25 protein-coding genes are annotated in these 21,069 nt (G+C 70.9%); 13 read left to right on the forward strand and 12 right to left on the reverse strand.

Features of this window, described 5'->3' with window-relative positions:
- The first annotated feature begins 76 nt into the window (after nt 1–76).
- Nucleotides 77–1,258, forward strand: a complete 1,182-nt coding sequence (locus ACQPY4_RS00150; RefSeq protein WP_433331041.1) for an MFS transporter — start codon at nt 77–79, stop codon at nt 1,256–1,258.
- Here ACQPY4_RS00150 and ACQPY4_RS00155 read toward each other — a convergent pair.
- Entirely contained in the window at nt 1,188–2,687 is a 1,500-nt protein-coding gene (locus tag ACQPY4_RS00155; RefSeq protein ID WP_433331043.1) for a PLP-dependent aminotransferase family protein, read from the reverse strand. The two genes, ACQPY4_RS00150 and ACQPY4_RS00155, sit on opposite strands and share 71 nt — an antisense overlap.
- 126 nt (nt 2,688–2,813) lie before the next feature.
- On the opposite strand from ACQPY4_RS00155, the gene ACQPY4_RS00160 reads away from it, so the two are divergent.
- Together ACQPY4_RS00160 and ACQPY4_RS00165 are read left to right on the forward strand one after the other, a co-directional pair.
- Nucleotides 2,814–3,416, forward strand: a complete 603-nt coding sequence (locus tag ACQPY4_RS00160; RefSeq protein ID WP_433339238.1) for a mycothiol-dependent nitroreductase Rv2466c family protein — start codon at nt 2,814–2,816, stop codon at nt 3,414–3,416.
- 61 nt (nt 3,417–3,477) lie between these two features.
- Nucleotides 3,478–4,692: an MFS transporter gene (locus tag ACQPY4_RS00165; RefSeq protein WP_433331045.1), complete on the forward strand. Its 1,215-nt coding sequence runs from the start codon at nt 3,478–3,480 to the stop codon at nt 4,690–4,692.
- Here ACQPY4_RS00165 and ACQPY4_RS00170 read toward each other — a convergent pair.
- Together ACQPY4_RS00170 and ACQPY4_RS00175 are read right to left on the reverse strand one after the other, a co-directional pair.
- Nucleotides 4,673–5,194, reverse strand: coding sequence for a hypothetical protein (locus tag ACQPY4_RS00170; protein WP_433331047.1), 522 nt, complete (start codon nt 5,192–5,194; stop codon nt 4,673–4,675). The two genes, ACQPY4_RS00165 and ACQPY4_RS00170, sit on opposite strands and share 20 nt — an antisense overlap.
- Before the next feature lie 62 nt (nt 5,195–5,256).
- Nucleotides 5,257–5,628, reverse strand: a complete 372-nt coding sequence (locus tag ACQPY4_RS00175) for a hypothetical protein (protein ID WP_433331049.1) — start codon at nt 5,626–5,628, stop codon at nt 5,257–5,259.
- A 30-nt stretch (nt 5,629–5,658) separates the two neighbouring features.
- Here ACQPY4_RS00175 and ACQPY4_RS00180 point away from each other — a divergent pair, with 30 nt between their 5' ends.
- The gene (locus ACQPY4_RS00180) at nt 5,659–6,168 is read left to right on the forward strand and encodes a GNAT family N-acetyltransferase (protein ID WP_433331051.1); all 510 of its coding nucleotides are present in this window, start codon (nt 5,659–5,661) and stop codon (nt 6,166–6,168) included.
- On the opposite strand, the gene ACQPY4_RS00185 is transcribed toward ACQPY4_RS00180, so the two are convergent.
- Both ACQPY4_RS00185 and ACQPY4_RS00190 read right to left on the reverse strand, forming a co-directional pair.
- Nucleotides 6,136–6,540 (reverse strand): acyl-CoA thioesterase, encoded by a 405-nt coding sequence (locus ACQPY4_RS00185; RefSeq protein WP_433331053.1) that lies wholly within the window; start codon nt 6,538–6,540, stop codon nt 6,136–6,138. The genes ACQPY4_RS00180 and ACQPY4_RS00185 overlap by 33 nt on opposite strands.
- 5 nt (nt 6,541–6,545) lie before the next feature.
- Complete coding sequence (locus ACQPY4_RS00190; protein ID WP_433331055.1) at nt 6,546–6,671, reverse strand: hypothetical protein; 126 nt, start codon at nt 6,669–6,671, stop codon at nt 6,546–6,548.
- An 86-nt stretch (nt 6,672–6,757) separates the two neighbouring features.
- Here ACQPY4_RS00190 and ACQPY4_RS00195 point away from each other — a divergent pair, with 86 nt between their 5' ends.
- Nucleotides 6,758–7,462: a TetR/AcrR family transcriptional regulator gene (locus ACQPY4_RS00195; RefSeq protein ID WP_433331057.1), complete on the forward strand. Its 705-nt coding sequence runs from the start codon at nt 6,758–6,760 to the stop codon at nt 7,460–7,462.
- 353 nt (nt 7,463–7,815) lie between these two features.
- The gene (locus ACQPY4_RS00200; protein WP_433331059.1) at nt 7,816–8,301 is read left to right on the forward strand and encodes a hypothetical protein; all 486 of its coding nucleotides are present in this window, start codon (nt 7,816–7,818) and stop codon (nt 8,299–8,301) included.
- Nucleotide 8,302: 1 nt separating this feature from the next.
- Here ACQPY4_RS00200 and ACQPY4_RS00205 read toward each other — a convergent pair whose 3' ends face one another.
- Together ACQPY4_RS00205 and ACQPY4_RS00210 are read right to left on the reverse strand one after the other, a co-directional pair.
- On the reverse strand, nt 8,303–8,953 hold the full coding sequence (locus tag ACQPY4_RS00205) for a nitroreductase family protein (protein ID WP_433331061.1): 651 nt from the start codon (nt 8,951–8,953) through the stop codon (nt 8,303–8,305).
- A 25-nt stretch (nt 8,954–8,978) separates the two neighbouring features.
- Nucleotides 8,979–9,938 carry a GlxA family transcriptional regulator gene (locus tag ACQPY4_RS00210; protein ID WP_433331063.1) on the reverse strand — a complete coding sequence of 320 codons (960 nt, stop codon included), beginning with the start codon at nt 9,936–9,938 and terminating at the stop codon, nt 8,979–8,981.
- A gap of 97 nt (nt 9,939–10,035) precedes the next feature.
- Between ACQPY4_RS00210 and ACQPY4_RS00215 the strand changes: the two genes are divergently transcribed.
- Nucleotides 10,036–10,965 (forward strand): NADP-dependent oxidoreductase, encoded by a 930-nt coding sequence (locus tag ACQPY4_RS00215; RefSeq protein ID WP_433331065.1) that lies wholly within the window; start codon nt 10,036–10,038, stop codon nt 10,963–10,965.
- A gap of 23 nt (nt 10,966–10,988) precedes the next feature.
- On the opposite strand, the gene ACQPY4_RS00220 is transcribed toward ACQPY4_RS00215, so the two are convergent.
- Nucleotides 10,989–11,861, reverse strand: a complete 873-nt coding sequence (locus ACQPY4_RS00220) for a LysR substrate-binding domain-containing protein (protein ID WP_433331067.1) — start codon at nt 11,859–11,861, stop codon at nt 10,989–10,991.
- A 77-nt stretch (nt 11,862–11,938) separates the two neighbouring features.
- Between ACQPY4_RS00220 and ACQPY4_RS00225 the strand changes: the two genes are divergently transcribed.
- The 4 genes from ACQPY4_RS00225 to ACQPY4_RS00240 all read left to right on the forward strand — a co-directional run bounded on the left by ACQPY4_RS00225 (nt 11,939) and on the right by ACQPY4_RS00240 (nt 15,980).
- Nucleotides 11,939–13,057: an amino acid racemase gene (locus ACQPY4_RS00225; protein ID WP_433331069.1), complete on the forward strand. Its 1,119-nt coding sequence runs from the start codon at nt 11,939–11,941 to the stop codon at nt 13,055–13,057.
- A gap of 314 nt (nt 13,058–13,371) precedes the next feature.
- Nucleotides 13,372–14,679: an SGNH/GDSL hydrolase family protein gene (locus tag ACQPY4_RS00230; protein ID WP_433331071.1), complete on the forward strand. Its 1,308-nt coding sequence runs from the start codon at nt 13,372–13,374 to the stop codon at nt 14,677–14,679.
- Between the two features lie 31 nt (nt 14,680–14,710).
- Nucleotides 14,711–15,424 carry a bleomycin resistance protein gene (locus tag ACQPY4_RS00235; RefSeq protein ID WP_433331073.1) on the forward strand — a complete coding sequence of 238 codons (714 nt, stop codon included), beginning with the start codon at nt 14,711–14,713 and terminating at the stop codon, nt 15,422–15,424.
- 46 nt (nt 15,425–15,470) lie between these two features.
- A complete protein-coding gene (locus ACQPY4_RS00240; RefSeq protein WP_433331075.1) occupies nt 15,471–15,980 on the forward strand; it encodes a pyridoxamine 5'-phosphate oxidase family protein in 510 nt (169 codons plus the stop codon).
- A gap of 498 nt (nt 15,981–16,478) precedes the next feature.
- On the opposite strand, the gene ACQPY4_RS00245 is transcribed toward ACQPY4_RS00240, so the two are convergent.
- Nucleotides 16,479–16,829, reverse strand: a complete 351-nt coding sequence (locus ACQPY4_RS00245; RefSeq protein WP_433331077.1) for a VOC family protein — start codon at nt 16,827–16,829, stop codon at nt 16,479–16,481.
- Between the two features lie 29 nt (nt 16,830–16,858).
- The gene (locus ACQPY4_RS00250) at nt 16,859–17,599 is read right to left on the reverse strand and encodes a methyltransferase domain-containing protein (RefSeq protein ID WP_433331079.1); all 741 of its coding nucleotides are present in this window, start codon (nt 17,597–17,599) and stop codon (nt 16,859–16,861) included.
- Nucleotides 17,600–17,645: 46 nt separating this feature from the next.
- Between ACQPY4_RS00250 and ACQPY4_RS00255 the strand changes: the two genes are divergently transcribed.
- A complete protein-coding gene (locus tag ACQPY4_RS00255) occupies nt 17,646–18,041 on the forward strand; it encodes a MerR family transcriptional regulator (RefSeq protein ID WP_433331081.1) in 396 nt (131 codons plus the stop codon).
- An 18-nt stretch (nt 18,042–18,059) separates the two neighbouring features.
- Complete coding sequence (locus tag ACQPY4_RS00260) at nt 18,060–18,302, forward strand: hypothetical protein (RefSeq protein ID WP_433331083.1); 243 nt, start codon at nt 18,060–18,062, stop codon at nt 18,300–18,302.
- An 81-nt stretch (nt 18,303–18,383) separates the two neighbouring features.
- Here ACQPY4_RS00260 and ACQPY4_RS00265 read toward each other — a convergent pair whose 3' ends face one another.
- Together ACQPY4_RS00265 and ACQPY4_RS00270 are read right to left on the reverse strand one after the other, a co-directional pair.
- Nucleotides 18,384–20,144, reverse strand: a complete 1,761-nt coding sequence (locus tag ACQPY4_RS00265; protein WP_433331085.1) for a M64 family metallopeptidase — start codon at nt 20,142–20,144, stop codon at nt 18,384–18,386.
- A gap of 76 nt (nt 20,145–20,220) precedes the next feature.
- On the reverse strand, nt 20,221–21,066 hold the full coding sequence (locus ACQPY4_RS00270) for an aldo/keto reductase (RefSeq protein ID WP_433331087.1): 846 nt from the start codon (nt 21,064–21,066) through the stop codon (nt 20,221–20,223).
- Nucleotides 21,067–21,069: the final 3 nt, after the last annotated feature.

Here is a 21,069-nt window from a genome sequence, read left to right on the forward strand (position 1 = left end):
GACGTTGACGTCCGAGGTCCGGGTGAGGTCGGAAAACCGCCGGAACGGGGATACGGGCGGCTGCTGGAGTGGTGCCATGACGATGACTTCGGCGCTTCCCGGGACCGGCGGGTCGACCATGAGGGGCCGCCTTTCGGTGGTGGCGGTGATGATGGGGATCTTCTCGATCGTGACCACCGAGATCATGCCGATCGGGCTGCTCACGTCGATCGGGGCGGGTTTCTCGATATCGGACGGCACGGCCGGGCTGATGATGACGATGCCGGGATTCCTGGCGGCGGTCGCGGCGCCGGTGGTGACCGTGGCGACGGCGAGGATCGATCGGCGGGTGATGTTGTGCGCCTTCATGCTCCTGCTGGCGGCGGCGAATTTCCTCGCGGCGGTGGCGACCGTTTATTGGGTGATGCTGATTTCCCGGGTGATGGTCGGGATCACCATTGGCGGGTTCTGGTCGATCGGGGCGGGGCTCGGCGGACGGCTCGTCCGGCCGGAGCGGGTGGGACGGGCCACGGCGTTGATCTTCTCCGGGGTCCCGCTGGGGTCGGTGCTGGGTGTCCCCGCCGGGACGCTGGTCGGCGACCTGGCCGGGTGGCGGACGGCGTTCGCGCTGGTGGGAGTGCTCTCGCTGGGAATCCTGGCCGCGATGGTGGTGGTCCTGCCCGCGCTGCCCGCCCGGCGGACGACCGGGGCCGCGGTGCTGGTGGACGCACTGCGCAGTCGGCAGGTGCGGGCGGGGCTGGCGGCGACGTTCCTCATCGTCCTCGCCCATTTCGGCGCCTACACCTATGTGACGCCGTTCCTGGAGGACGTCACTGGAGCGGGTCCGGGGACGGTCACCCTGCTGCTGATGCTGTACGGGTGCGCCGGTGTCGCGGGGAATTTCGTGGTGGGAGCGCGGGCGCACCGCAATTTGGGTGCGGCGTTCGGAGGCAGCGCTGTGTCGCTGGCCTTGGCGACCCTTCTTCTGCCCTTGCTGGGGAGGTGGGACGCCGGTGCGGCGGTTCTGCTCGTCACCTGGGGAATCGCTTACGGAGCCGTCCCGGTCTGCTCGCAGCTCTGGTTCGCCAAGGCGATTCCCGAAGCGGCTGAGGCGGCCTCGGTCATTTTCACCGCGTCCTTCCAGGCGACGCTTTCGACGGGTGCTCTGGTGGGCGGGCTGGTGGTGGACGGGAGTTCACCGTCGGCCGTCATGGTGCTCGGCGGGGTGCTGGCTCTGCTCGTCGCGCTGATGGTGCGGGTGAATCTCGGAAGGCGTTAACGAAGACCTCAAGCCCCGGCTCGATCAGTTCCGTGGGTATGGCGCCGTAGCCGAAGACGAGACCTTGGTGGTGGGTGTTCTCGGCGGCGCAGTAGCCGGAGAGGTTCTCGGCCACCGCGTGTGAGGCAGTCCTTTCCAGAAGTGCGGTGATGTCGATGGCGATGTCCGGGTGGAGGCGGGCGCACAGGTGGAGCCCCGCGGCCGAGGGCACCGGGGCGAGCCAATCGGTGAACGCGTCGCGCAGCGTGGTGACGATGAGTTCGTGGCGTTCGGCGTAGATCCGGGTGGCCTTGCGGATGTGCCGAGGGAGTTCTCCCGAGTCGATGAAGCGTGCCAGCGCGGCCTGGGCGACGTGGTCGCCGTGCCAGTCGGTGAGCTGTTTGGCCGCGTGCAGCGCGGGCTGCAGCGAGGCGGGTGCCACCAGGAAACCGATTCTGAGCATCGGAAGCAGCGTTTTGGAGAAGGTGCCGACGTAGATCACGCGGCCGGTGCGGTCGAGGCTCTGCAGGGGTTCGAGGGGACGGTCCGAGAAGCGGAACTCGCTGTCGTAGTCGTCCTCGACGATCACGGCGTCATGGCGGGCGGCCCAGTCGAGCAGCGCCGCCCGGCGGGCCAGCGGCATCGGCGTCCCCGTGGGGAACTGGTGCGACGGGGTGACGTAGACGAGCCGGGAGCCGGGTGGCAGCGCCTCGACCTCCAGTCCCTGGTCGTCGACGGGGACGGGCACGACGCGGGCTCCCAGAGAGCGAAACAGTTCTCTGGCCGGTGGGTAACCGGGTTCTTCCATGGCCACGATGTCCCCCGGGTCGATCATGACCCGTCCGACGAGGTCGAGCGCCTGTTGGGCCCCGTTGGTGACGAGCACGTCGTCGGCGCGCGCGCGGACCGCGCGTGAGATTCCGGTGTACCGGGCGATGGCTTCGCGCAGACCTGGGTGTCCGGCCGGGTCCCCGTAATCGGCGGAGCGGATCGTCGCGACGCGCAGTTCGGCCGCGACCAGCCGGCGCCAGGTCGCGAGCGGAAAGAGGGAGGCGTCGGGCGTCCCCACCCGGAAGTCGTATACGGGAGGCCGGATGGAGGGCACCGGTGGGGCGACCGAGCGCCAGATCGCGCGGGGACGGACGTCGCTGCCCGTGGGGGCGGTCCGTCCGGAGGCGCGCCGGATCGGGGCCGCCCCCACGAAGGTTCCCGCCCCGACCCGCGCGACCAGCAGCCCTTCGGCCGTCAGCCGTTCGTAGGCGACGGCCACGGTGTTGCGGGCCACCTTCAGCCTTTGGGCCAGCTCCCGGGTGGGCGGAAGCCGTTCGCCCGGACGCAGCCGTCCGTCCAGGATCGCCTCAAGGAGCTGCCGGTAGATGCGCGCGGCGAGGTCGCGACGCCGTCCGCCAGGGCCCTCGTCGCGTCCTTCCAAGCCGATGTGAAGGTCCACGGGACGACGCTACATTGGCCCATCGAGTTTCCGCACTATTGGCGCTTCCATGAGCCAATCGGCGTTGGTTGAATCTCGTACCAGAGAGCACGAGATCCAAGGAGCACCGCCGTGACCATCGCCGACATGTGGTTCGACCCGAAATGCCCCTGGGCCTGGAACGCCTCCCGCTGGCTGCTCGAGGTCGAGCGCGTCCGGGACGTCGAGGTGCGCTTCCACGTGATGAGCCTCTGGCTGCTCAACGACGGCCGCGAGGGCCTGGAGGACTGGTACGCGCGGTGGCTCACCGACACCCTCGGCCCGGTGCGGGTGCTGATCGCCGCCGAGCAGAAGTACGGGACGCCCGTCCTGCGCGACCTCTACACCGCGTTCGGCGACCGCATCCACCACGACAAAACGCCCATCGGCCGCGACCTCTACACCGGCGCGCTGGCCGAGCTGGGCCTGTCCACCGGCCTGGCCGACGCCGCCGAGACCGACGAGTTCGACGCGGACCTGCGGCGCAGCCATCACGCGGGGCTCGACCCGGTCGGCGAGGACCTCGGCACCCCGGCCATCCACGTGCCCGGCCCGGACGGGCGCCCGACCGCGTTCTTCGGCCCGGTCGTGACCCCCGTCCCGCGCGGCGAGGACGCCGGTCGCCTCTGGGACGGCGTCCTGCTCGTCTCGGCCTCACCCGGATTCTTCGAGCTCAAGCGCGGCCGCACCGAGCCGCCGCGCGTCTCTTGAGGAGCCTGATGCCCGGGATCCAGTGGTCCGCCGGGTCGCCCTGCGTCTTTTGAGGAGCTTGATGTCCCGGATCCTGCCGCTTGCGGGGCCGTCGCGTGTTCTGGCGCTGGCCCAGCTGGCCAACTCGATTGGCGACGGCGCCTTCTACGCTTGCTCCGCGCTCTTCTTCACCCGGGTCGTCGGCCTGTCGGCCACCCGGGTGGGGCTCGCCCTCACCATTGGCTGGGCTTGCGGAATGCTGGCCGGAGTCCCGCTGGGCTATGTCGCCGACCGTTGGGGACCTCGCCGCACCACCATCGTCCTGGCGCTCGCCACCGCCGCGACCATCGGGACCTTCCTGCTGGTGCGGTCGTTCGCCCCGCTGGTCGCGGTGATGTGCCTCTACGCCTGCTGCCAGGGCGGTCTGACGTCCGCCCGCCAGGCACTGCTCGCCGCGCTCGTCCGCCCGGACGAACGCACCCGGGTCCGCGCGCACCTCCAGTCCACGCTGAACGCGGGCCTGGCGCTGGGCGCCGGTCTCGGCGGCCTCGCCCTCTACTTCGATACCCGCGCCGCCTACCTCACGGTCCTCGCCATGGACGCCGTCGCCTTCGTGATCGCCGCCTTCGTCCTGCGCCGCCTTCCCGAACCCGAACGCGCGACCACGCCGTCGGAACCACTGCCCCCGGGGCGATGGGGTGTGTTGCAGGACCGGCCCTATGCGCTGGTGACGTTGCTCAGCGCGGTGATGTATCTGAACATGCCGCTGCTCAGCCTCGGGTTGCCGCTGTGGATCGTGCACAGCACCGAGGCGCCCAAGGCGATGGCGGCGGTGTTGCTGATGGTCAACATGGTGACCGTCGTGGTGTTCCAGGTTCGGGTGGCCCGGCCCGTCAAGGACATGGCGAGCGCTGTGCGGGCCACCCGGTGGGCGGGGTGGCTGATGCTCGCCGCGTGCGGCGTGTACGCGGTGTCGGGGACGGAGATGGGGATCTACGCGGCGGTGGCGGTGCTGGTCGTCGCGGCGTTGATTCAGGTATTCGGGGAGATGTTGCAGGGGGCCGGTGGGTGGGAGCTCGGGTTCGGGCTGGCCCCGTCCGACAGGCAGGGCCAGTACCAGGGGTTCTTCGGCATGGCTCCGCAACTGGCGCGGATGCTCGGGCCGCTGGTGCTGACGACGCTGCTCATCGGCTGGGGGACGGCGGGATGGTTCGTGCTCGGCGGGCTGTTCCTGCTGGCGGGCCTCGCGTTCGGGCCGGTCGTCCGGCACGCGACGGCTAGTAGGGCATGCCCTTGAGGACGAAGCCGCCCTTGACCACGGGGAACGTCGCGGCGGGCGCGGTGCATTTGGGCAGGGGCGTCTCGCCCGGCTTGCTGCCCCAGATGATGCCGACGCGGCTCTTCTTGCCGTGGACGTAGAAGCTCAGCCCGATGCGGGTGCGGTTCTCGGCGAGGTGGGCGAGACCCCCGGCGGCCTTCTCGACGACGCCGGTGACGGTCGCGGTGGGTCCGCCGCTGGTGAGGCAGTCGATCCGGACGTCCGCCCAGCTCTTGAAGGTGGGCTGCCCCGGCTGGTGGAAGTCGTGGAAGACGTGGGCCGTCCCCCAGACCTTGGTCGGGTAGGGACGCTGGTCCGGGGCGTAGACGGCGCCGGTGTCGATCTTCACGCCCGCGGTGTTGTTCTGGGTGTGCCAGAAGTCGAGCTGGGCCGAGCCCTTGAGGCGGGCCGTCATTTCGGGATCGGTGGTGGCGGTGGGCGTCGTGGCGGCCAGGAGCGCGGCCAGGGCGATGGTGAACATGGGCCGAATTTCGCAGAGGTGCGCTGGGGGCGGCTTCCCTCGGACGGGCGAAGGCGATCGTCCTATTGGGGGTGGTTCAGGCGGGTGAGGACAGCGTCCATGAGGGACCAGCCGTCCAGGTCGAGAGGGGACCGGGTGTCCCAGCCCTGCGCGATGGCCTCGTCCAGGAGGGCGCGGACCACGGCGGGACGGTGCAGGTTGAGGTAGACGTCGTCCCGCGCGCGGACGACGCCGCCCCGGTGGAGCAGGTGGTCGCCGACGAGATGGCCGGGGCTCGCGGCGAACGTGACGCGGAGGCCGGGGCCGGACGCGTCCGCGTGCCGGACGGAGACGATCTCGCGGCAGCTCCCGTCCACCCCGCACTGGTGCCCGGTGGACCGGAAGTAGGTCACGGGGCCGACCCGGAGTTCCTTGGGCTTGGGGCTGCGCGCCATACGGGGACTCTATCCAGGCACAATCGGCCCATGAGCTTCCCCACGCATGTCGCTCTTTCGGGGTACGGACTTCAGCTGCGGGAGTGGACGGACGAGGACGTCCCGCGGCTGGTCGAGATCTTCGACGAGGAGCAGATCGCGCGATGGACGCCGCTGACCTCGCCGTTCGATCACGACGCGGCGGTCGCCTACCTCGCGCTGGCGCGCCAGCGCAGGGCGCGGGACGAGCGGATCCAGCTCGCGATCACCTCCGACGGGGTCATGCCGCAGGGCGAGATCCTGCTGATGCGGGCGGGCTGCGAGGCCGAGCTCGGGTACGGCGTCGGGGCGCGCCACCGGGGGCAGCGGCTGGCAACGCGGGCGGTGCGGCTCATGGCCGACTACGCCCAGGACGTGCTGGCGTTCGGCACCGTCATCCTGAGGATCGCCCCGGAGAACGCCGCCAGCGTGGCCGTCGCCGAGGCGGCCGGGTTCGCGCTCTCCGATGACGAGCCGGTGGTGCGCAGGTCAGACATCCGGCTGCTGACCTGGCGCCGCTGAGAGCGGGGCGGGCAGGGGGACGCTCCGCCCGTCGGCCACGGCGACGTAGGTGGCCCGTGCCTCGGCCACAGTCTCCTCATCGCGCCGGACGATGAACGCCATGGTCAGCGAGCGGTTCCCGATCCTGGCGGGGCGCGTCTCCACCGCCAGCAGGTCGTCCAGGCGGGCGCTTCCCCGGTACTCGCACCCGTTCTCCACGATGACCAGATCGGCGCCCGACGCGCGGACGCCCGCGTATCCGCCGGCGAAGCGGTCGAGCCAGTCCAGGAAGGCGTCCTCGAAGAACTCGTAGTAGCGGATGGCGTGGACCATGCTCTGCGCGTCGCAGTGGCGTGGTTTCACGCGGACGCGGGAGACGGAAACGCGTTCCACGAAGGTCACCGCTCGCCCTGGTCGTCGGAGATCTCTGCGGCCTTGGGCCAGAAGCCCGCCATCCTGTCCCACACCACGCGCCCGAATTCGCCGTTGGGCGACTGGTGGACGAGGTGATCGAACCTGGCCATGGGCAGCTCCCGGCGATAAACTGTTTCCGATGGATGCTGTGTACCGTAGACACAGTTGATGGGCGGTCGCAAGGGGTGATTCCGGAGTGCCGGACCAGCGAGACCTCGCCGACCTGCTGTGGGACGGGCGCGAGCCGTCCAGCCGGGGCCCGAAGGCCGCCTTCAGCCGCGCGCACGTCGCGCGGACGGCCATGGACCTCGCCGACGCCGAGGGGCTCCAGGCGGTGTCGATGCAGCGCGTGGCCAGCGAACTCGGTTTCACCAAGATGGCGCTGTACCGCTACGTGTCCGGCAAGGCCGAGCTGATCGCGCTCATGATCGAGGAAGCGGTCGGAGTCGCCCCCGACCTGGACGCGGTCCCCGGGGGGTGGCGTCCCCGCCTTCAGGAGCTTGCCCGGTGCCTGGCCGAGGCATGGGACCTGCATCCCTGGCTGCCGTGGATCACCGTGGGCGACCGGATCATGGGGCCCCGCGAGCTCGCCTGGACCGAGCGCGCCCTCACCGCGCTCAACGGCCTCGGGCTCGACGACCACGAACGCATGGACGCGGTCGCGCTCGTCTTCGGCCACGTCCGCAACAGCCGCTCGGCCGCCACCGCCGGAACCCAGACCTGGACCTCCGGGACGACCGGCGCGATCATGCGCGAGGTCGTCGCCGCCCACGCCGACCGCTTCCCGTCCGTCGCCGGGCTCCCGCCCGGCGCCGCCCCCGACGCAAAGGGCGAGTTCGGCCTGCACCGAATCCTGGACGGCCTGGCCACCCTCATCGACCAGCGCCGCCGTGCCAACTGAGCCGCGCGGTTCGCCGTGTCGTCCGGGGCCGGTGGCTCGTGCGGCGTCGCCAGGCTGGCTGAGGCGCGTGATCCGCGGCCTGCATCCGGCGGTGCTGGAGGACCGGGGCCTGGACGCCGCGCTGTCGGGCCTGGCCGCCCGGGTGCCGCTGGCGGTGCGGCTGCGGGTGAACGTCGAGCCGCGCGTGTCGCGGCGGCGCCGGGGCCGATGGCTTGTGCGGCGTCGCTGGGCTGGTGAGGCGCGTGGTTCGCGGCGTCGTCGCCGGCCGGTGGCTTGTGTGCGACTGGGGTAGGGGGTGAGGTTGGCTTCCTGGTACGACGACTTGGGGCGAGTGGCTTTCTAGCGTTGGGTTTGTGAGAACAGCCGAACTGACCAGTGCGAATCCGCTTCGGGAGTGGGTGGTGGCCCCCGTGCTCGGCGGGCTGGCGGGGTTGCCGCTGGCCGTGGCGGCGGTGCCGCTCGTGGTGGCGGGCCGTGCCGAGACCGCGGCCCGGGCCCAGCTCCGCGTGCTCGGGCCAGGTCCGGCGAGCGGGAGGCGCAGGGTGCTCGTCCACAGCCTCGTGACGCTCGTGCCCGCGCTCGCGGCCTTCGCCTGTGCCGCGATGTTCGTGTTCCTGTGTTTCTCCGGCTATCTGTATCCGCTGCGTCCGGACACGGTCCAGGCGGTGGCGCACCCGTTCAGCGAGGACCCCGGCCTGGACGAGGCATGGGGCGGTCCGACCCTGGCCGGCGCCTGGCTGGTGCACGCGCTCGTGGCCCTGGCGATCCAGGCGGTGTGCGTCCTTGCCCTGCGTCCCGTCCATGCCGTCCAGGCGCGGGTTGCGCGGAAGTACCTCTGATCTACCAGCGGTCGCGGTGCAGGACCTGGTCGAGCGGGGCTCGCGGGGCGGGCTTGAACGTCTCGCCGGTGAAGTAGGCGGTCGGGATCAGCGCGCCTTGGCGGACGCCGTCCGGAATCCCGAGCAGCTCGGCGATCTCGTGCTCGTAGGCCAGGTGCAGGGACGTCCAGGCGGTGCCGAGCCCCCGGGTGCGGGCGGCGAGCATGTAGCTCCACACGGCGGGCAGGAGCGAACCCCAGAAGCCGGCCTGGTTGCCGTCCGGCAGCGCGCCGCCGGGGGTCTCGATGCATGCGATCAGCAGGACCGGGACCTCGCCCATGTGGTCGGCCAGGTGCCGCGAGCTGGTGCTCACCCGCCGCTGGGTCTCGGCGCGGGACGGGTCGCCCTTGTAGAGCTCACCCGGGTCGGGACGCGCCGCGGCGTACGCCTCGAAGGAGCGCCGGTAGTACTCGCCGACCTGCGCCTTCAGTTCGGGATCGGTGACGACGAGCCAGTGCCAGCCCTGCCGGTTGCTGCCGGACGGCGCCTGGAGCGCGATCTCCAGGCACTCGCGGACCAGCGCGTCCGGCACGGGACGCGTGAGGTCCAGGCGTCTGCGCACGGAACGGGTCTGGGTCAGGACTTCGTCGGGGCTGAGCGGGTGATCGACCATGATCCCCATGGTGCCCGACGGGGAGTCATACGGGTGAGTTGAAGGTCTGGCGGTAGGTCGACGGCGGGACGCCGATGGTCGCGACCAGATGCTGGCGCAGCGAGGCCGCCGTCCCGAAGCCCGCCTGCTCGGCCACGCGGTCCACGGGCAGGTCGGTGGTCTCCAGAAGGCGTCGCGCGTGTTCCACCCGCTGGCGCGTCAGCCACTGGCCCGGGGTCATCCCGACTTCGTCGCGGAAGCGCCGGGAGAACGTGCGGACGCTCATCCGCGCGTGCGCGGCCAGCTCGGTCAGGGTGATCGGACGGCTCAGCTGGCCCAGCGCCCATTCGCGCGTCCCGGACAGCGTGGCCCGGGCGACCTCGGGGACGGGACGCTCGATGAACTGCGCCTGGCCGCCCTCGCGCCAGGGCGGGACGACGCACAGGCGCGCGACCTGGTTGGCGATCGCGCTGCCATGGTCGCGCCGGACGATGTGCATGCACAGGTCGACCCCGGCGGCGACGCCCGCGGCGGTGAGCACGTCGCCGTCGTCGACGAACAGGACGTCCGGGTCGACCTCGACCCGGGGGAAGTCGCGCTGGAAGGCATCGGCCTCGTTCCAGTGCGTGGTGGCCGGACGGCCGTCCAGCAGGCCCGCCGTGGCCAGAACGTAGGACGCGCTGCAGATCGACACCAGCCGGGTGCCGGGACGCAGCCCGCCGAACGCCTCGGCCAGGGGCGCGGGCAGCCACTCGCGCTCCTCGCCGACGCGGCACGAGAACGGCGGGATCACCAGGGTGTCGGCGGTCGCGAAGGCCTCAAGCCCGTGCTCCACGGCGACGGCGAAGTCGGCGCTGGTGCGCACCGAACCGCCGTCCAGACCGCAGGTGATCACCTCGTAGAGCGGCTCGCCGCGCGCACCGGTCGCGCTGCCGAAGATCCGGAACGGGATGCTCAACTCGAACGGGTAGACGCCGTCCAGGGCCAGGACCACCACACGATGCATGGCCAGATCCTTCCACACCTTGGCGATCTGGCCACTGTCGACGGCTCGTCCCCGTCCAGCAGCCTGGGAGCACGCCAACGAACCTAAGGACGAGATGATGCGCGCTATTTCCCAGGACGTTCTCGGTGGGCCCGAGGTACTGAAGCTCGTCGAGGTCGACCGGCCGGAGCCAGGACCGTCCGAGGTGCTGGTCCGGGTGCACGCGGCCGGGGTCAACCCCACCGACTGGTGGCACCGGGAGTCCGGCGGGCTGCTGAGCGACGTCCCGGTTCCGCTGGGCTGGGACCTTTCGGGCGTCGTCGAAGAGGTCGGCCTCGGCGTCACCGCCTTCTCCCCGGGGGACGAGGTCTACGGGATGCCGAACCTTCCCCGTCCCGCCGGTACGTACGCCGAGTACGTGGTGTCGCCGACCCGCCATCTCGCCCGCAAGCCGTCCAACCTGTCGCACGTGGAGGCCGCCGCACTGCCCGTCGCGGCCCTCACCGCCTGGCAGGCCCTGGCCGACACGGCCGTCGTGCGAGAAGGGCAGCGGGTCCTGGTCCACGCCGCCGCCGGGGGCGTCGGGCACCTCGCGGTGCAGATCGCCAAGGCCCGCGGCGCCCACGTCATCGGGACGGCCCGCGCGGCCAAGCACGACTTCGTGCGCGCGCTCGGCGCCGACGAGGTCATCGACTACACCCGCGACGACTTCGCCGAGATCCTCGACGGGGTCGACGTCGTGATCGACGCCATCGGCGGCGAGTACGGCCCGCGCTCCCTGCGCACCCTTCGTCCGGGCGGTCTCGTGGTGTCCCTCGCGTCCTCGGCCGAGGTTCAGCTGGCGCCCCAGGCCGAGGCGCTCGGGCTGCGCGCCCTCTTCCTGATCGTCGAACCCGACCACGCGGGCCTCCGCGAGATCGCCTCCCTGGTCGAGGCGGGCCGCCTCCGTCCCCACGTCGAGACCGTCCTGCCCCTGGAGGACGTGATCAAGGCCCACCAGCTCGGCCAGTCGGGCCGCACCACGGGCAAGATCGTCCTCACCCTCTGACCCGAGGCCCGGCGGCGTCCGGCTCAATCGGCCGCGGCGGCCACCCGGGTGAGGGCCTGGACGGTGGCGTGGACAGCCGGGATGCGGTCGGCCTCATGGTGGTGGACGGCGTACAGGACGCGCGGCGGCAGGCCTGGGAGATCGTGGACGGCCACGTCCGGGTGGCGGAAGGCGTCCAGGGCCAGGCCGGGGAGCAGACCGACGCCCAGCCCCTGGGCGATCAGGGTCTGGGTGACGACATAGTCGTCGGTGCCGTGCCTGATGTCGGGAACGAAACCCGCCTCCGCGCACGCCTGGACGAGGTGCGCCGTGCAGCGCTCGCATCCCGCGATCCATTTCTCGTCGGCGAGCGCGGCCAGCCCGGACGGTTTGTCGGACGAGGCTGGTAGAACCAATCGCACGGGGTCTTCGGCGAGCCGGACGTTTCGCAGGTCGGGGTTGTCGGACGCGTGGGAGAACGTCACCGCGAGGTCGACGTCGCCCGAGCGCAGCAGTTCGAGCGCCTCGGGCGGTTCGGCTTCGCGCAGCCGGACGTCCAGCCCGGGGTGGTCGCGGTTCAGCAGTCCCATCGCCTGGGGCACGAGCGTCGCGCTCGCGGAGGGGAAGGCGGCCACGCGGACGGTCCCGCCGCGCAGGTGCGCCAGCGCGTCGAGGTCGCCGGACGCCGCGTCCAGCCGGGTCGCGATCGCGTCGGCGTGCCCGAGCAGCACGGCGCCCGCCTCGGTCAGCTGGATCCCCCGGGGACGCCGCACCACCAGCGGCATCCCGGCCTGGCGTTCGAGGGTGCGCAGGTGCTGGCTCACGGCCGGCTGCGTCCAGCCGAGGGCGCGGGCCGCCCCGGCGATCGATCCCGAACGGGCGATCTGCCGGAGGATGAGCAGGCGCTGGACGTCCATGCCATAAGTATCGCTTGGGTGTCCTCCTAGAAACCCAGGTCTACCTAGGGTCGCTGAGGGGTGGTCATGATGGCGGAATGATGCGAACGATCGGCCTGATAGGCGGCATGAGCTGGGAGTCCTCGGCGGAGTACTACCGGCTCCTCAACGAGGGCGCGCGCGAGCGGCTCGGCGGACACCACTGCGCGCAGCTCCTGCTCCGCAGCCTCGACTTCGCCGAGATCGAGGCGCTGCAACGGTCCGGCGACTGGGACGCCGCCGGGAAGATCCTGGGCGACGCGGCCGAAACCCTCCACGCCGCGGGCGCCGAGATCATCCTGCTCTGCACCAACACGATGCACGCGGTCGCGGACGAGATCGAACGCCGCGTCGGCGACCGCTTCGTCCACCTCGTCGACAGCACAGCCACCCGAATCCACCCCCACCCGCCCACCACGTCCAACCTGCCCGCCGCGTGCAACCCGCCCACCGCGTGCAACCTGCCCACCGCGTGCAACCTGCCCACCGCGTCCAACCTGCCCACCCCGCCCACCGAGCCCAAGCCGTCCACCACGTCCAACCTGCCCGCCGGGCCCAAGCCGCCCGCCGCGTCTAACTTGCCCGGCGGGCCCAACCTGCCCGCCGCGTCCAGCCCGTCCACCGGGTCCAACCTGCCCACCGCGTCCAGCCCGTCCACCACGTCCAGGCCGCCCGCCGGGCCCAAGCCGCCCACCACGTCCAACCTGCCCGCCGGGCCCAAGCCGCCCGCCGCGTCCAACTTGCCCGGCGGGCCCAACTTGCCCGCCGGGTCCAACCTGCCCCCGAAAGCAAACTCCCTCGACCCGTCGGCCGGCTTCGCCGCGGCTGGGATGCGCAAGGTCGGGTTGTTGGCCACGCGGTTCACGATGGAGATGGAGTTCTATCGGGAGCGGATGCGGCGGCATGGGATCGAGATCGTTGTCCCCGGGGAGGTCGATCGGGGGATCGTGCACGAGGTCATCTATGGCGAGCTCACGCTTGGTCGCGTGGAGGAGACTTCGCGGGCGGAGTACCGGCGGATCATTGGTGAACTGGCCGAGCGGGGCGCGGAGGCGGTCATTCTGGGCTGTACCGAGATCACCTTGCTGATCGGCCCGGACGACAGCTCGCTGCCCGTCTTCGACTCGACCCGGATCCATGTTGAGGACGCCCTCGATCGCGCCTTGGCCCCTGCATGAGGTTCGAGCCTGGCCCGGCAGAGGTGAGGTCGGGCCCCTTCCCTGTGTGAGGTTTGGCCCGGCTCGCGTATGAAGGGTTGGGCCTTGGCCCCGCGTGAGGTTTGGGCCCCGGGCCCGCTTGGGCGGATCGGGTCTGGTTCGCGGGCGGTGGTTTGGGCCCGGCTCGCTTGGGGGGATCGGGTCTGGTTCGCGGATGGTGGATTGGGTGGGGTGTTTGGCGGGGCTCTTGAGTAGGGGGTGGTGGGGTTTGCCCCCGGATGGGGTTTGGGGGCTGCCCTGCTGATTCGGGGGGCGGGGTGCGGTGGGATCTGGGTATGAACTTTCCCACTCCGTCCGATCGGGTCGCCAAGGTCGCGGTCGGGGCGCTCGCGGCGGTCGCGTTGGTGGCCGGAATGGTCCAGGTGGAGAGCGGGCGTCCGGCTGCGTCGGCCGCGCTGAGTTCTGCCACGAAGGGCCCGGCCTGGGCCGGGGCTTGGGGGGCGGCCATGCAGCCGCCCGTCGCGGGCGACGAGGACTCCGGGCCCAACTGGTCGGTCAAGGGCTTCGGCGACCACTCGTTGCGCCAGGTCGTCCGGGTCGGAACGGGCGGTTCCCAGGTCCGGATCCGGCTGTCGAACGTCTACGGCACCCGTCCGCTCAAGGTGGCAGGGGCGGCGCTGGGACGGTCCGCCGGAGGTGCGGTGGTCTGGCCGAGGAGCAGCCGGAGGCTGACCTTCGGGACGTCGGCGTCGGTGGTGATTCCGGCCGGGCGCGAGGTGCTCAGCGATCCGGTGCCGCTGGCGGTCTCGCCCCTGGAGCGGCTCGCCGTGACCACGCGGTTCACCGGGCCGACCGGGCCCGCGACGTTCCATCGCTTCGCCCTCACCAAGTCGTACCGGGCCTCGGGCGATCACCTCGATGACGTGCCCGCCGACGCGTTCAAGCAGTCGACCGGCGCCTGGTACTACCTCAGCGGGGTCGAGGTCGCGGGGGCGTCCGGCACGGTCGTGGCCTTCGGCGACTCGCTGGTGGACGGCGTCGGGACGACCCCGGAGGCCGACGCGCGCTTCCCCGACCGGCTGGCCGAGCGGCTCGCGGCGGCGGGACGTCCGTCCGGGCTGGTCAACGCGGGCATCGGCAGCGCCAAGCTGCTGAACAGTTCGGCGTGCGGTGGTGAGAAGGCCGTCTCGCGGTTCCGCCGGGACGTGCTCGACCGTCCCGGTGTCCGGACCGTGATCGTCCATCTGGGTGCCAACGACCTGGCGGCGCCGATGGCCGGCAACCCGTGTGTGAAGCCCGCGCCCAAGGTCACGGCGCGGCAGCTCATCGACGGGCACCGGGAGCTGATCCGCCAGGCGCGCGCCAGGGGGGTGAAGGTCGTCGGCGTGACCCTCGGCCCCATGAAGGGCGCGCTGTTCCCGTTCTGGAGCGAGGAGATCGAGCGGGTGCGGCAGGAACTGAACACCTGGATTCGTGACGGGGGCGAGTACGACTCCGTCGTGGACGCCGCCGGGACGCTGTCGGACCCCGCCGACCGGCTGATGCCGCGTCCGGGCTATGTCTTCATGGACGGCCTGCACCCCAACGACGCCGGTCACCATGCCCTCGCGGCGGCGATCGACCTTCGGGCTATTCAAACTTGACTAGCAGGTGGGCGGGACCTAGCCTCGCGGCATGGGTGAGCAAATGATTCCGCTGTTCCCGTGCACGTCGGTGGACGAGACCTGGGACTACTACCGGGCCCTCGGATTCGAGCAGACCTTCTACCAGGCCAGGCCCTACCCCTACCTGGCCGTGGGACGCGGTGACATCCAGATGCAGTTCGCGGGCATCAAGGGCTACGAGCCGTCGATGTTGCACTCCTGCTACATCGTGACCACCGATGTCGACACGTTGTACAAGGAGTTCAGGGCGGGGCTGAAGGAGTCCTTGGGACGCATTCCCACCCGGGGCCTGCCCCGTATCGGGCCGCTCAAGGACATGTCCTATGGCGTCAGGCAGTTCCTGTTGACCGACCCCAGCGGCAACCAGCTCCGCATCGGGCAGCCGATCGCCGAGACCTTCGAGCATCGTCCCGTCCCCAAGGAGAAGGTCGCCAAGGCGCTGCACACCGCCCACCTGTTCGTCGACTCCAAGGAGGATCCGGCCGGGGCCGCCAGGATCCTCGACCATCTTCTGGAGTCGGACGCCTCGCCGACCACCCCGGAGCTCGTCCAGGCCCTCGTGCTGCGCGCCGCCGTGGCGCTCCAGCTGGACGAGCTCGCGCTCGCCCGCGAGCTGGTCACCCGGCTCAGGGGCATCGCGCTCACCGAGGCCGAACGGGCCGAGCTGGCCGACGCGCTGCTCCGGCTCGACGACCTGGAGGCGACGCTGGACGACGAACGATGATTTCCCGGCCTCCTCCGGGTCATCACCACCGGGACAAGGAGGCCGAATGATGACTGACCGGAATCCGATCACGGAAGAGCCGTATCTGCCCGGCGGTGGCACCCCCGCCCAGTGGACGGAGGCGAGCGGGCGCCTGGCCCGGGCCCGCGGGTACTGGCTGGCGACCGTCCGCGCCGACGGGCGGCCGCATGTCGTCCCCGTCCTCGCCGTCTGGACGGACGGCGGGCTGCACTTCGTGGCGAACGCGACGTCCCGGAAGGCCAGGAACCTGGCCCGGGACGCGCACTGCGTCGTCACCGCCCACGCCGACGGCATCGACGTCGTCGTGGAGGGGACCGCCGCCAAGGTCACCGACGAGGAGGCGCTCCGGCGCATCGCCGCCGGGTACGCGTCCAAGTACGACTGGCACCCGACCCCCCGGCACGGCGCCTTCCACGACACCGACGGCGCCCCCACCGCGGGCCCGCCGCCCTACGACGCATACGAAGTGGTCCCCGTTACGGCGTTCGCCTTCCCGATGGACGCCGACGTCGTGCCGACCCGCTGGCGTTTCTGATGGACGCCGACGTCGCGCCGACCGGTGGCGTTTCTGATCGCCGGAGTGTCGGCTGGTGGCCGCCCGCCGCCCCCGAGATCGTTACGTGCACACACCGTTCGCTGGGGACATCCGGTGGGCGACGGCGATCCACCGCTGTGGACTCCGCATAACCCACATGATGTGCGCGGCCTGTGGGCAACGGCGGTGCGGAACCGCCGTAACCGCTGGTCGTCGGCCTATCCACGGCGTGGACAACCGGATCGGGCCCTGGGTACGACCTGGGGAACACCCGTGGAAGACCGTGACCCCCAGCATGTGCGGGACGGTTATCCACACCCTGTGGATTCTGTGGACGAGCAACGTTCGTCCACAAGCGCCCACCCGGACGAGCCCGAAAACCCCACCTCCTGGGGATTCCGCTGTGAATCACCCACCCTGAACGGCCCATCCCACAGCCCAGCCCCTGTGCATCCCCGGACCCCCAGCCTGTGGATGACGGACCCCCGAGAAACGGGGTCAGAGGCTGTGGGCGGTGGGGTGGTGGGGCTCGTAGATGGCGAGGTCGGCGCCGCTGGGGAGCCTGACGGTCGCCAGGCGGCCCCAACCCGCCTCCGACGCGGGCTGGGAGATCGTGACGCCCTTGGCGGACAGGTCGCCGAGCGTCCCGTCGAGGTCGTCGCACATCAGGGTGAACACGTGCTTGGGCTCGCCGTCGGTCGGGTGCGCGGCGAGCTCCGCCGGTGGCAGCTTGAAGATCAGCCAGCCGTTGCCGGCGTCCACGTGGGGGAAGCCGAGGACGTCGCGGACGAAGGCCCGGTCGGCCTCGGCGTCGGCGCTGTACAAGATGACATGAGCCCCATTGATCATGCCTTCGTCGTACCCGTCCCGCCGGGGTGTCAGCCCCGGGTGGCGGCGGCCAGGAAGATAGGGACGGCGATGAACACCCGGTCGCTCTGGGCGCGTTCGCGCTGCTCGGCGGCCCAGGCGTCGGCGTCCGCGGCCGATACGGCGCCCGTCGAGCAGGTGCTTTCGGCCATGTCGGAAAGCAGGGGGAGCAGGGCGCCGGTGGTGAACGTCCCGGTGTGGACCTCGACCGTCACCTCCTCGAAGCCCGCGTCCAGGAGCAGGTTGCGGTGCCGACGGGCCACCCGGGGGCTCGGGACGGCGTCCGCGCGAGTGTGGACGATCGTCCTGGTCAGCTCGGGACGATCCGAGTCGATCACCATGGTGTCCCAGTCCTGGCCCAGCACCACGATCCGGCCACCCGGGCGCAGCACTCGGTGGGCCTCGGCGATCGCGGTCTCGGGATCGTCCAGGGCGTGCAGCACCTTGTCCACCCGGTAGCCCGCGAGGCTCGCGGTCTCGAAGGGCAGGTCGCGGGCGTCCGCGACGCGGAAGTCGCCTTCGGGGACGCGCTCCCCGGCGAGCTTGATCATCGCCGGGTCGGCGTCGAGCCCGACGGCGCGGACGTCGCGGCCGGCCAGTTCGGCGACGGCCAGGCCGGCGCCGCAGCCGACGTCGGCGGCCTGGTCGCCGGGCGCGAGGCGCAGGAGGTCGTAGGAGCGCTCGCGCAGCGTCGCGGCGGCGGGCAGCCGGTCGAAGGCGTCGAGCATGGCAACGAGCTGGTCAATGGACATGGAACCCAGGCTGCGACTTAATGTCGACATGAAGTCAAGCGCCAGGATGAGCATCGGTGAGGCGGCGGCCCATTTCGGGCTGGCGACCCACGTGCTGCGGCATTGGGAGTCCGTCGGGCTGCTCGCGCCCGAGCGCGCGCCCGGCGACCGGCGTCGCTACGGAACCGACGACCTCTACCGCATCGCGGTGATCCTCAAGGCCAAGGAGGCGGGGCTCGGGCTGCCCGCGATCGCCGACATGCTCGCCGACCGCACCCCCGCCGAGCGCCGGGAGGTGCTCCGCCGCCAGCGGGACGAGCTGGTGCGCCGCATCGCCGACGCGCAGGCGTCCCTGGAGATGATCGAGCGCGGACTGAGCTGTGAGCACGACGACTTCACCACGTGCCCGCGCTTTCGATCCGTGATCGACATGAGGGTCGGGCCGAACATTCGTTCGAATTGATGCTACGCTCGCAAGCCTATGGGGCACCTTCTGAACGAGCCGATCCGCGCCGAGCACGACCCGTCCGGACGGCTCACGGCGTACGAATGGCGCGGCGCGCGCTACACGGTGGACGAGATCCTGAAGACCTACGGCGCGTCCCCCGAACCGCGCGTCTACCGCGTGCGCATCACGGGAACGTCCGGTGTGGCGGTGGCCGAACTGGCGCGCGACGCCACCCACTGGCGCCTCCGCCACATCTTCCCGGCCCGAGCCCGCTAACCCACACGGTCCCGGGCGGCTCGGTTCGAGGGTTCGCCGGGTGGGGCGCGCGCCTTCGGGGGAGGCGCGCGCCCGGGTGGGTCAGCGGAGCGTCACGGTGAACTTCTTGGGGGCCGAGGTGTTTCCGGCCGGGTCGATGGCCCGGTATTCGATGGTGTGGCGGCCCTTGCCGAGCTTTCCGTAGGTGAGGTGGTCGATCTGGGTGCCGTTCTCGGTGAAGAGGAAGGGCGCCTTGGAATCGGTGGGCCAGCCGAAGTAGTTGTACCAGCCGTCACCGTCCACGCGGAATTCCGAGACGACCGTTCCCGGGCGGTCGTCGGACGCGCTGAGGCGCATGGTGAAGGGGCCGTCGAAGGTGTATTCGCCCGGGGTCGATTCGGCGGGCTTGGAAAGTTCGTAAGTGACCGCGGGGGCCTTGGCGTCGATGGTCCAGGTGAGTTTCTTCTGGCCCACCTGCGCGGTGAGTTTGTGCGTTCCCGGGGTGAGCGTGAAACGCGACAGGTCGAGGTCCCGGTCGGCGTGGACCTTCTTGCCGTCGAGTTCCCAGCGGATTCGGGGCGACCTGCGGACGGGGTGGGTCGTCTCGACATAGACGACGTCCTCGGCGCCGACGGCGCGGTCGGTCGGGGTGGAGGAGGTGAAGTCCTCCGGGACGTCCGAGGGCGGCGTCTTGACGCGGGTGTCGACCGTCCAGGTGCGGGTCTGCGTGAGCGCCGCCGAGTCGCGGATCTGCGGGTCGCGCACGAACGCGGTCGGGTCGACCACGGTGACCTTGACCGCGTGGACGCCCGGCCGCAGCTGGAGGGCGCGCAGGTACAGGTCGTGGGTCTTGCCCGCGGGCTTGCCGTCGACCGTCCAGGTGACGTCCAGTTGGTGGCCCGTGGGGTGCATGGTCTCCAGCCACAGGGTCCGGTCGGCGCCCACGGGGGCGTCGGACGGCGTGTGCGCCTGGATCAGGTTGACCTTGGCGGAGATCCGCTGGGTCATGCGCTCGCGGGACGGCTGGTCGAAGTAGTACCCGAGCGTCTTCATCATGGAATGGCGACTCGGACGCCAGACGCCCTTGGTGTGGTAGAGCCCGCCTTCGTAGCGGCCGATCGTCCCGCCCGATTCGCTGGGTTCACCGAGCCAGCGCCACCATTTCTTCTTCTGGTCCTTCAACTGCTCTTCGGACAGCAGCGTGTGGTGGATCGATGCGGGTTCGGAGCCGGTGTAGGTGCCGCCGGGAACGCCGCGCTGGTAATAGTCGTATTCGTCGTCCAGCCCGCCGAGGGAATGGCCGAGCTCGTGCGGCGTGATGAGCGCCGAGAGGGCGTTGCCGCCGGACGCGGTGGCGTATTCACCGCCCGCTCCGCCATAGGTGTCGCTGTTGGCCAGGGCAAGGATCTGACGATTTCCCGACGTGGTTCCGGTGACGAGATCGGCGTATTTCTTCGCGGCGCCGGAGTCCATGGTGAGCAGGCGTTGCGGTCCCTGTTCCTTGCAGCCGCCCCAGAACGCCATCTTCAGCGGGGTCTCGCGGCGGGGCGAGGAGAGCGCGGGGTCGCAGCTGACGCCGTCCTCGCGGGACGGGATCTCGACGGCGTAGACGTTGACATAGCTGCGGTAGGACTTGAACGGCTCGATCGTCCAGAGATCGTTGAGATGCTTGTCGACATGGGCGCGGAACTTGGCCTGGTCCGTGTATCCGTCACCCATGATCACCAGATTGAAGCGCTGGGACGGGGCACCGGTGACCTGGATGGGGACGACCCTGGCGTCGTCCGCCCGGGCGGGAAGGGTGAGCATCGTCAGGGGCAACGCGGCCGCGGCGACGACGGCGGCGCTCGAACGGATCCACATGCACGGACCTCCTCCGGCTCAGCCCACTGATCATGCGGGCTGAGCCGGATTATGCCGAGAAGATCCGGTTTTGTCCCTAGCTGAGCGAAGACAACCGGGCGACCTCGTCCTCCGAGAGCTCGATTCGCGCCGCGGCGAGGTTGTCCTCCAGATGCGCCACCTTCGAGGTGCCGGGAATCGGGAGCATCACCGGCGACCGGTGCAGCAGCCACGCCAGCGCGAGCTGCGCGGGGCTGACGCCGCGACGTCCCGCGGCCTCGTCCAGGACGCCGCCCTTCGCGGCCAGCTTCCCGGTGGCCAGCGGGAACCACGGGATGAAGCCGATCCCCTCACGCTCGCAGTACTCCAGGACGTCCTGCGACTTGCGGTTGGTGAGGTTGTAGAGGTTCTGCACCGAGACGACCTCGACGTGCCCGCGCGACTCCTCGATCTCCTTGACCGAGACCTCCGACAGCCCCACGTGCCGGATCTTGCCTTCGTCCCGCATCTCCCCGAGCACCCCGAGCTGGTCGGCCAGCGGCACCTGCGGGTCGATCCGGTGCAGCTGGTAGAGGTCGATGCGGTCGAGCCCGAGCCGCCGCAGGCTCATCTCCACGCACTGCCGCAGGTACTCCGGCCGTCCGACCTCTTGCCAGACGCCCGGCCCCGGGCGGGTGAATCCGCCCTTGGTGGCGATCACCAGATCGTCCGGGTAGGGGCGCAGCGCCTCGGCGATCAGGTCCTCGCTGACGAACGGGCCATAGGAGTCGGCCGTGTCGATCAGCGTGACGCCCAGCTCCACCGCGCGCCGCAGGACCCGGACGGCCTCGTCCCGGTCGGCGGGCTCGCCCCAGGTGCCCGGGCCAGTGATCTGCATCGCGCCGTAGCCGAGCCGGTTGACCGGCAGGTCACCGCCCAGCGCGAAGGAACCGCTGTCACTCATGCT

The organism is Spirillospora sp. CA-294931 (assembly GCF_050946795.1).
Taxonomy (GTDB): domain Bacteria; phylum Actinomycetota; class Actinomycetes; order Streptosporangiales; family Streptosporangiaceae; genus Spirillospora.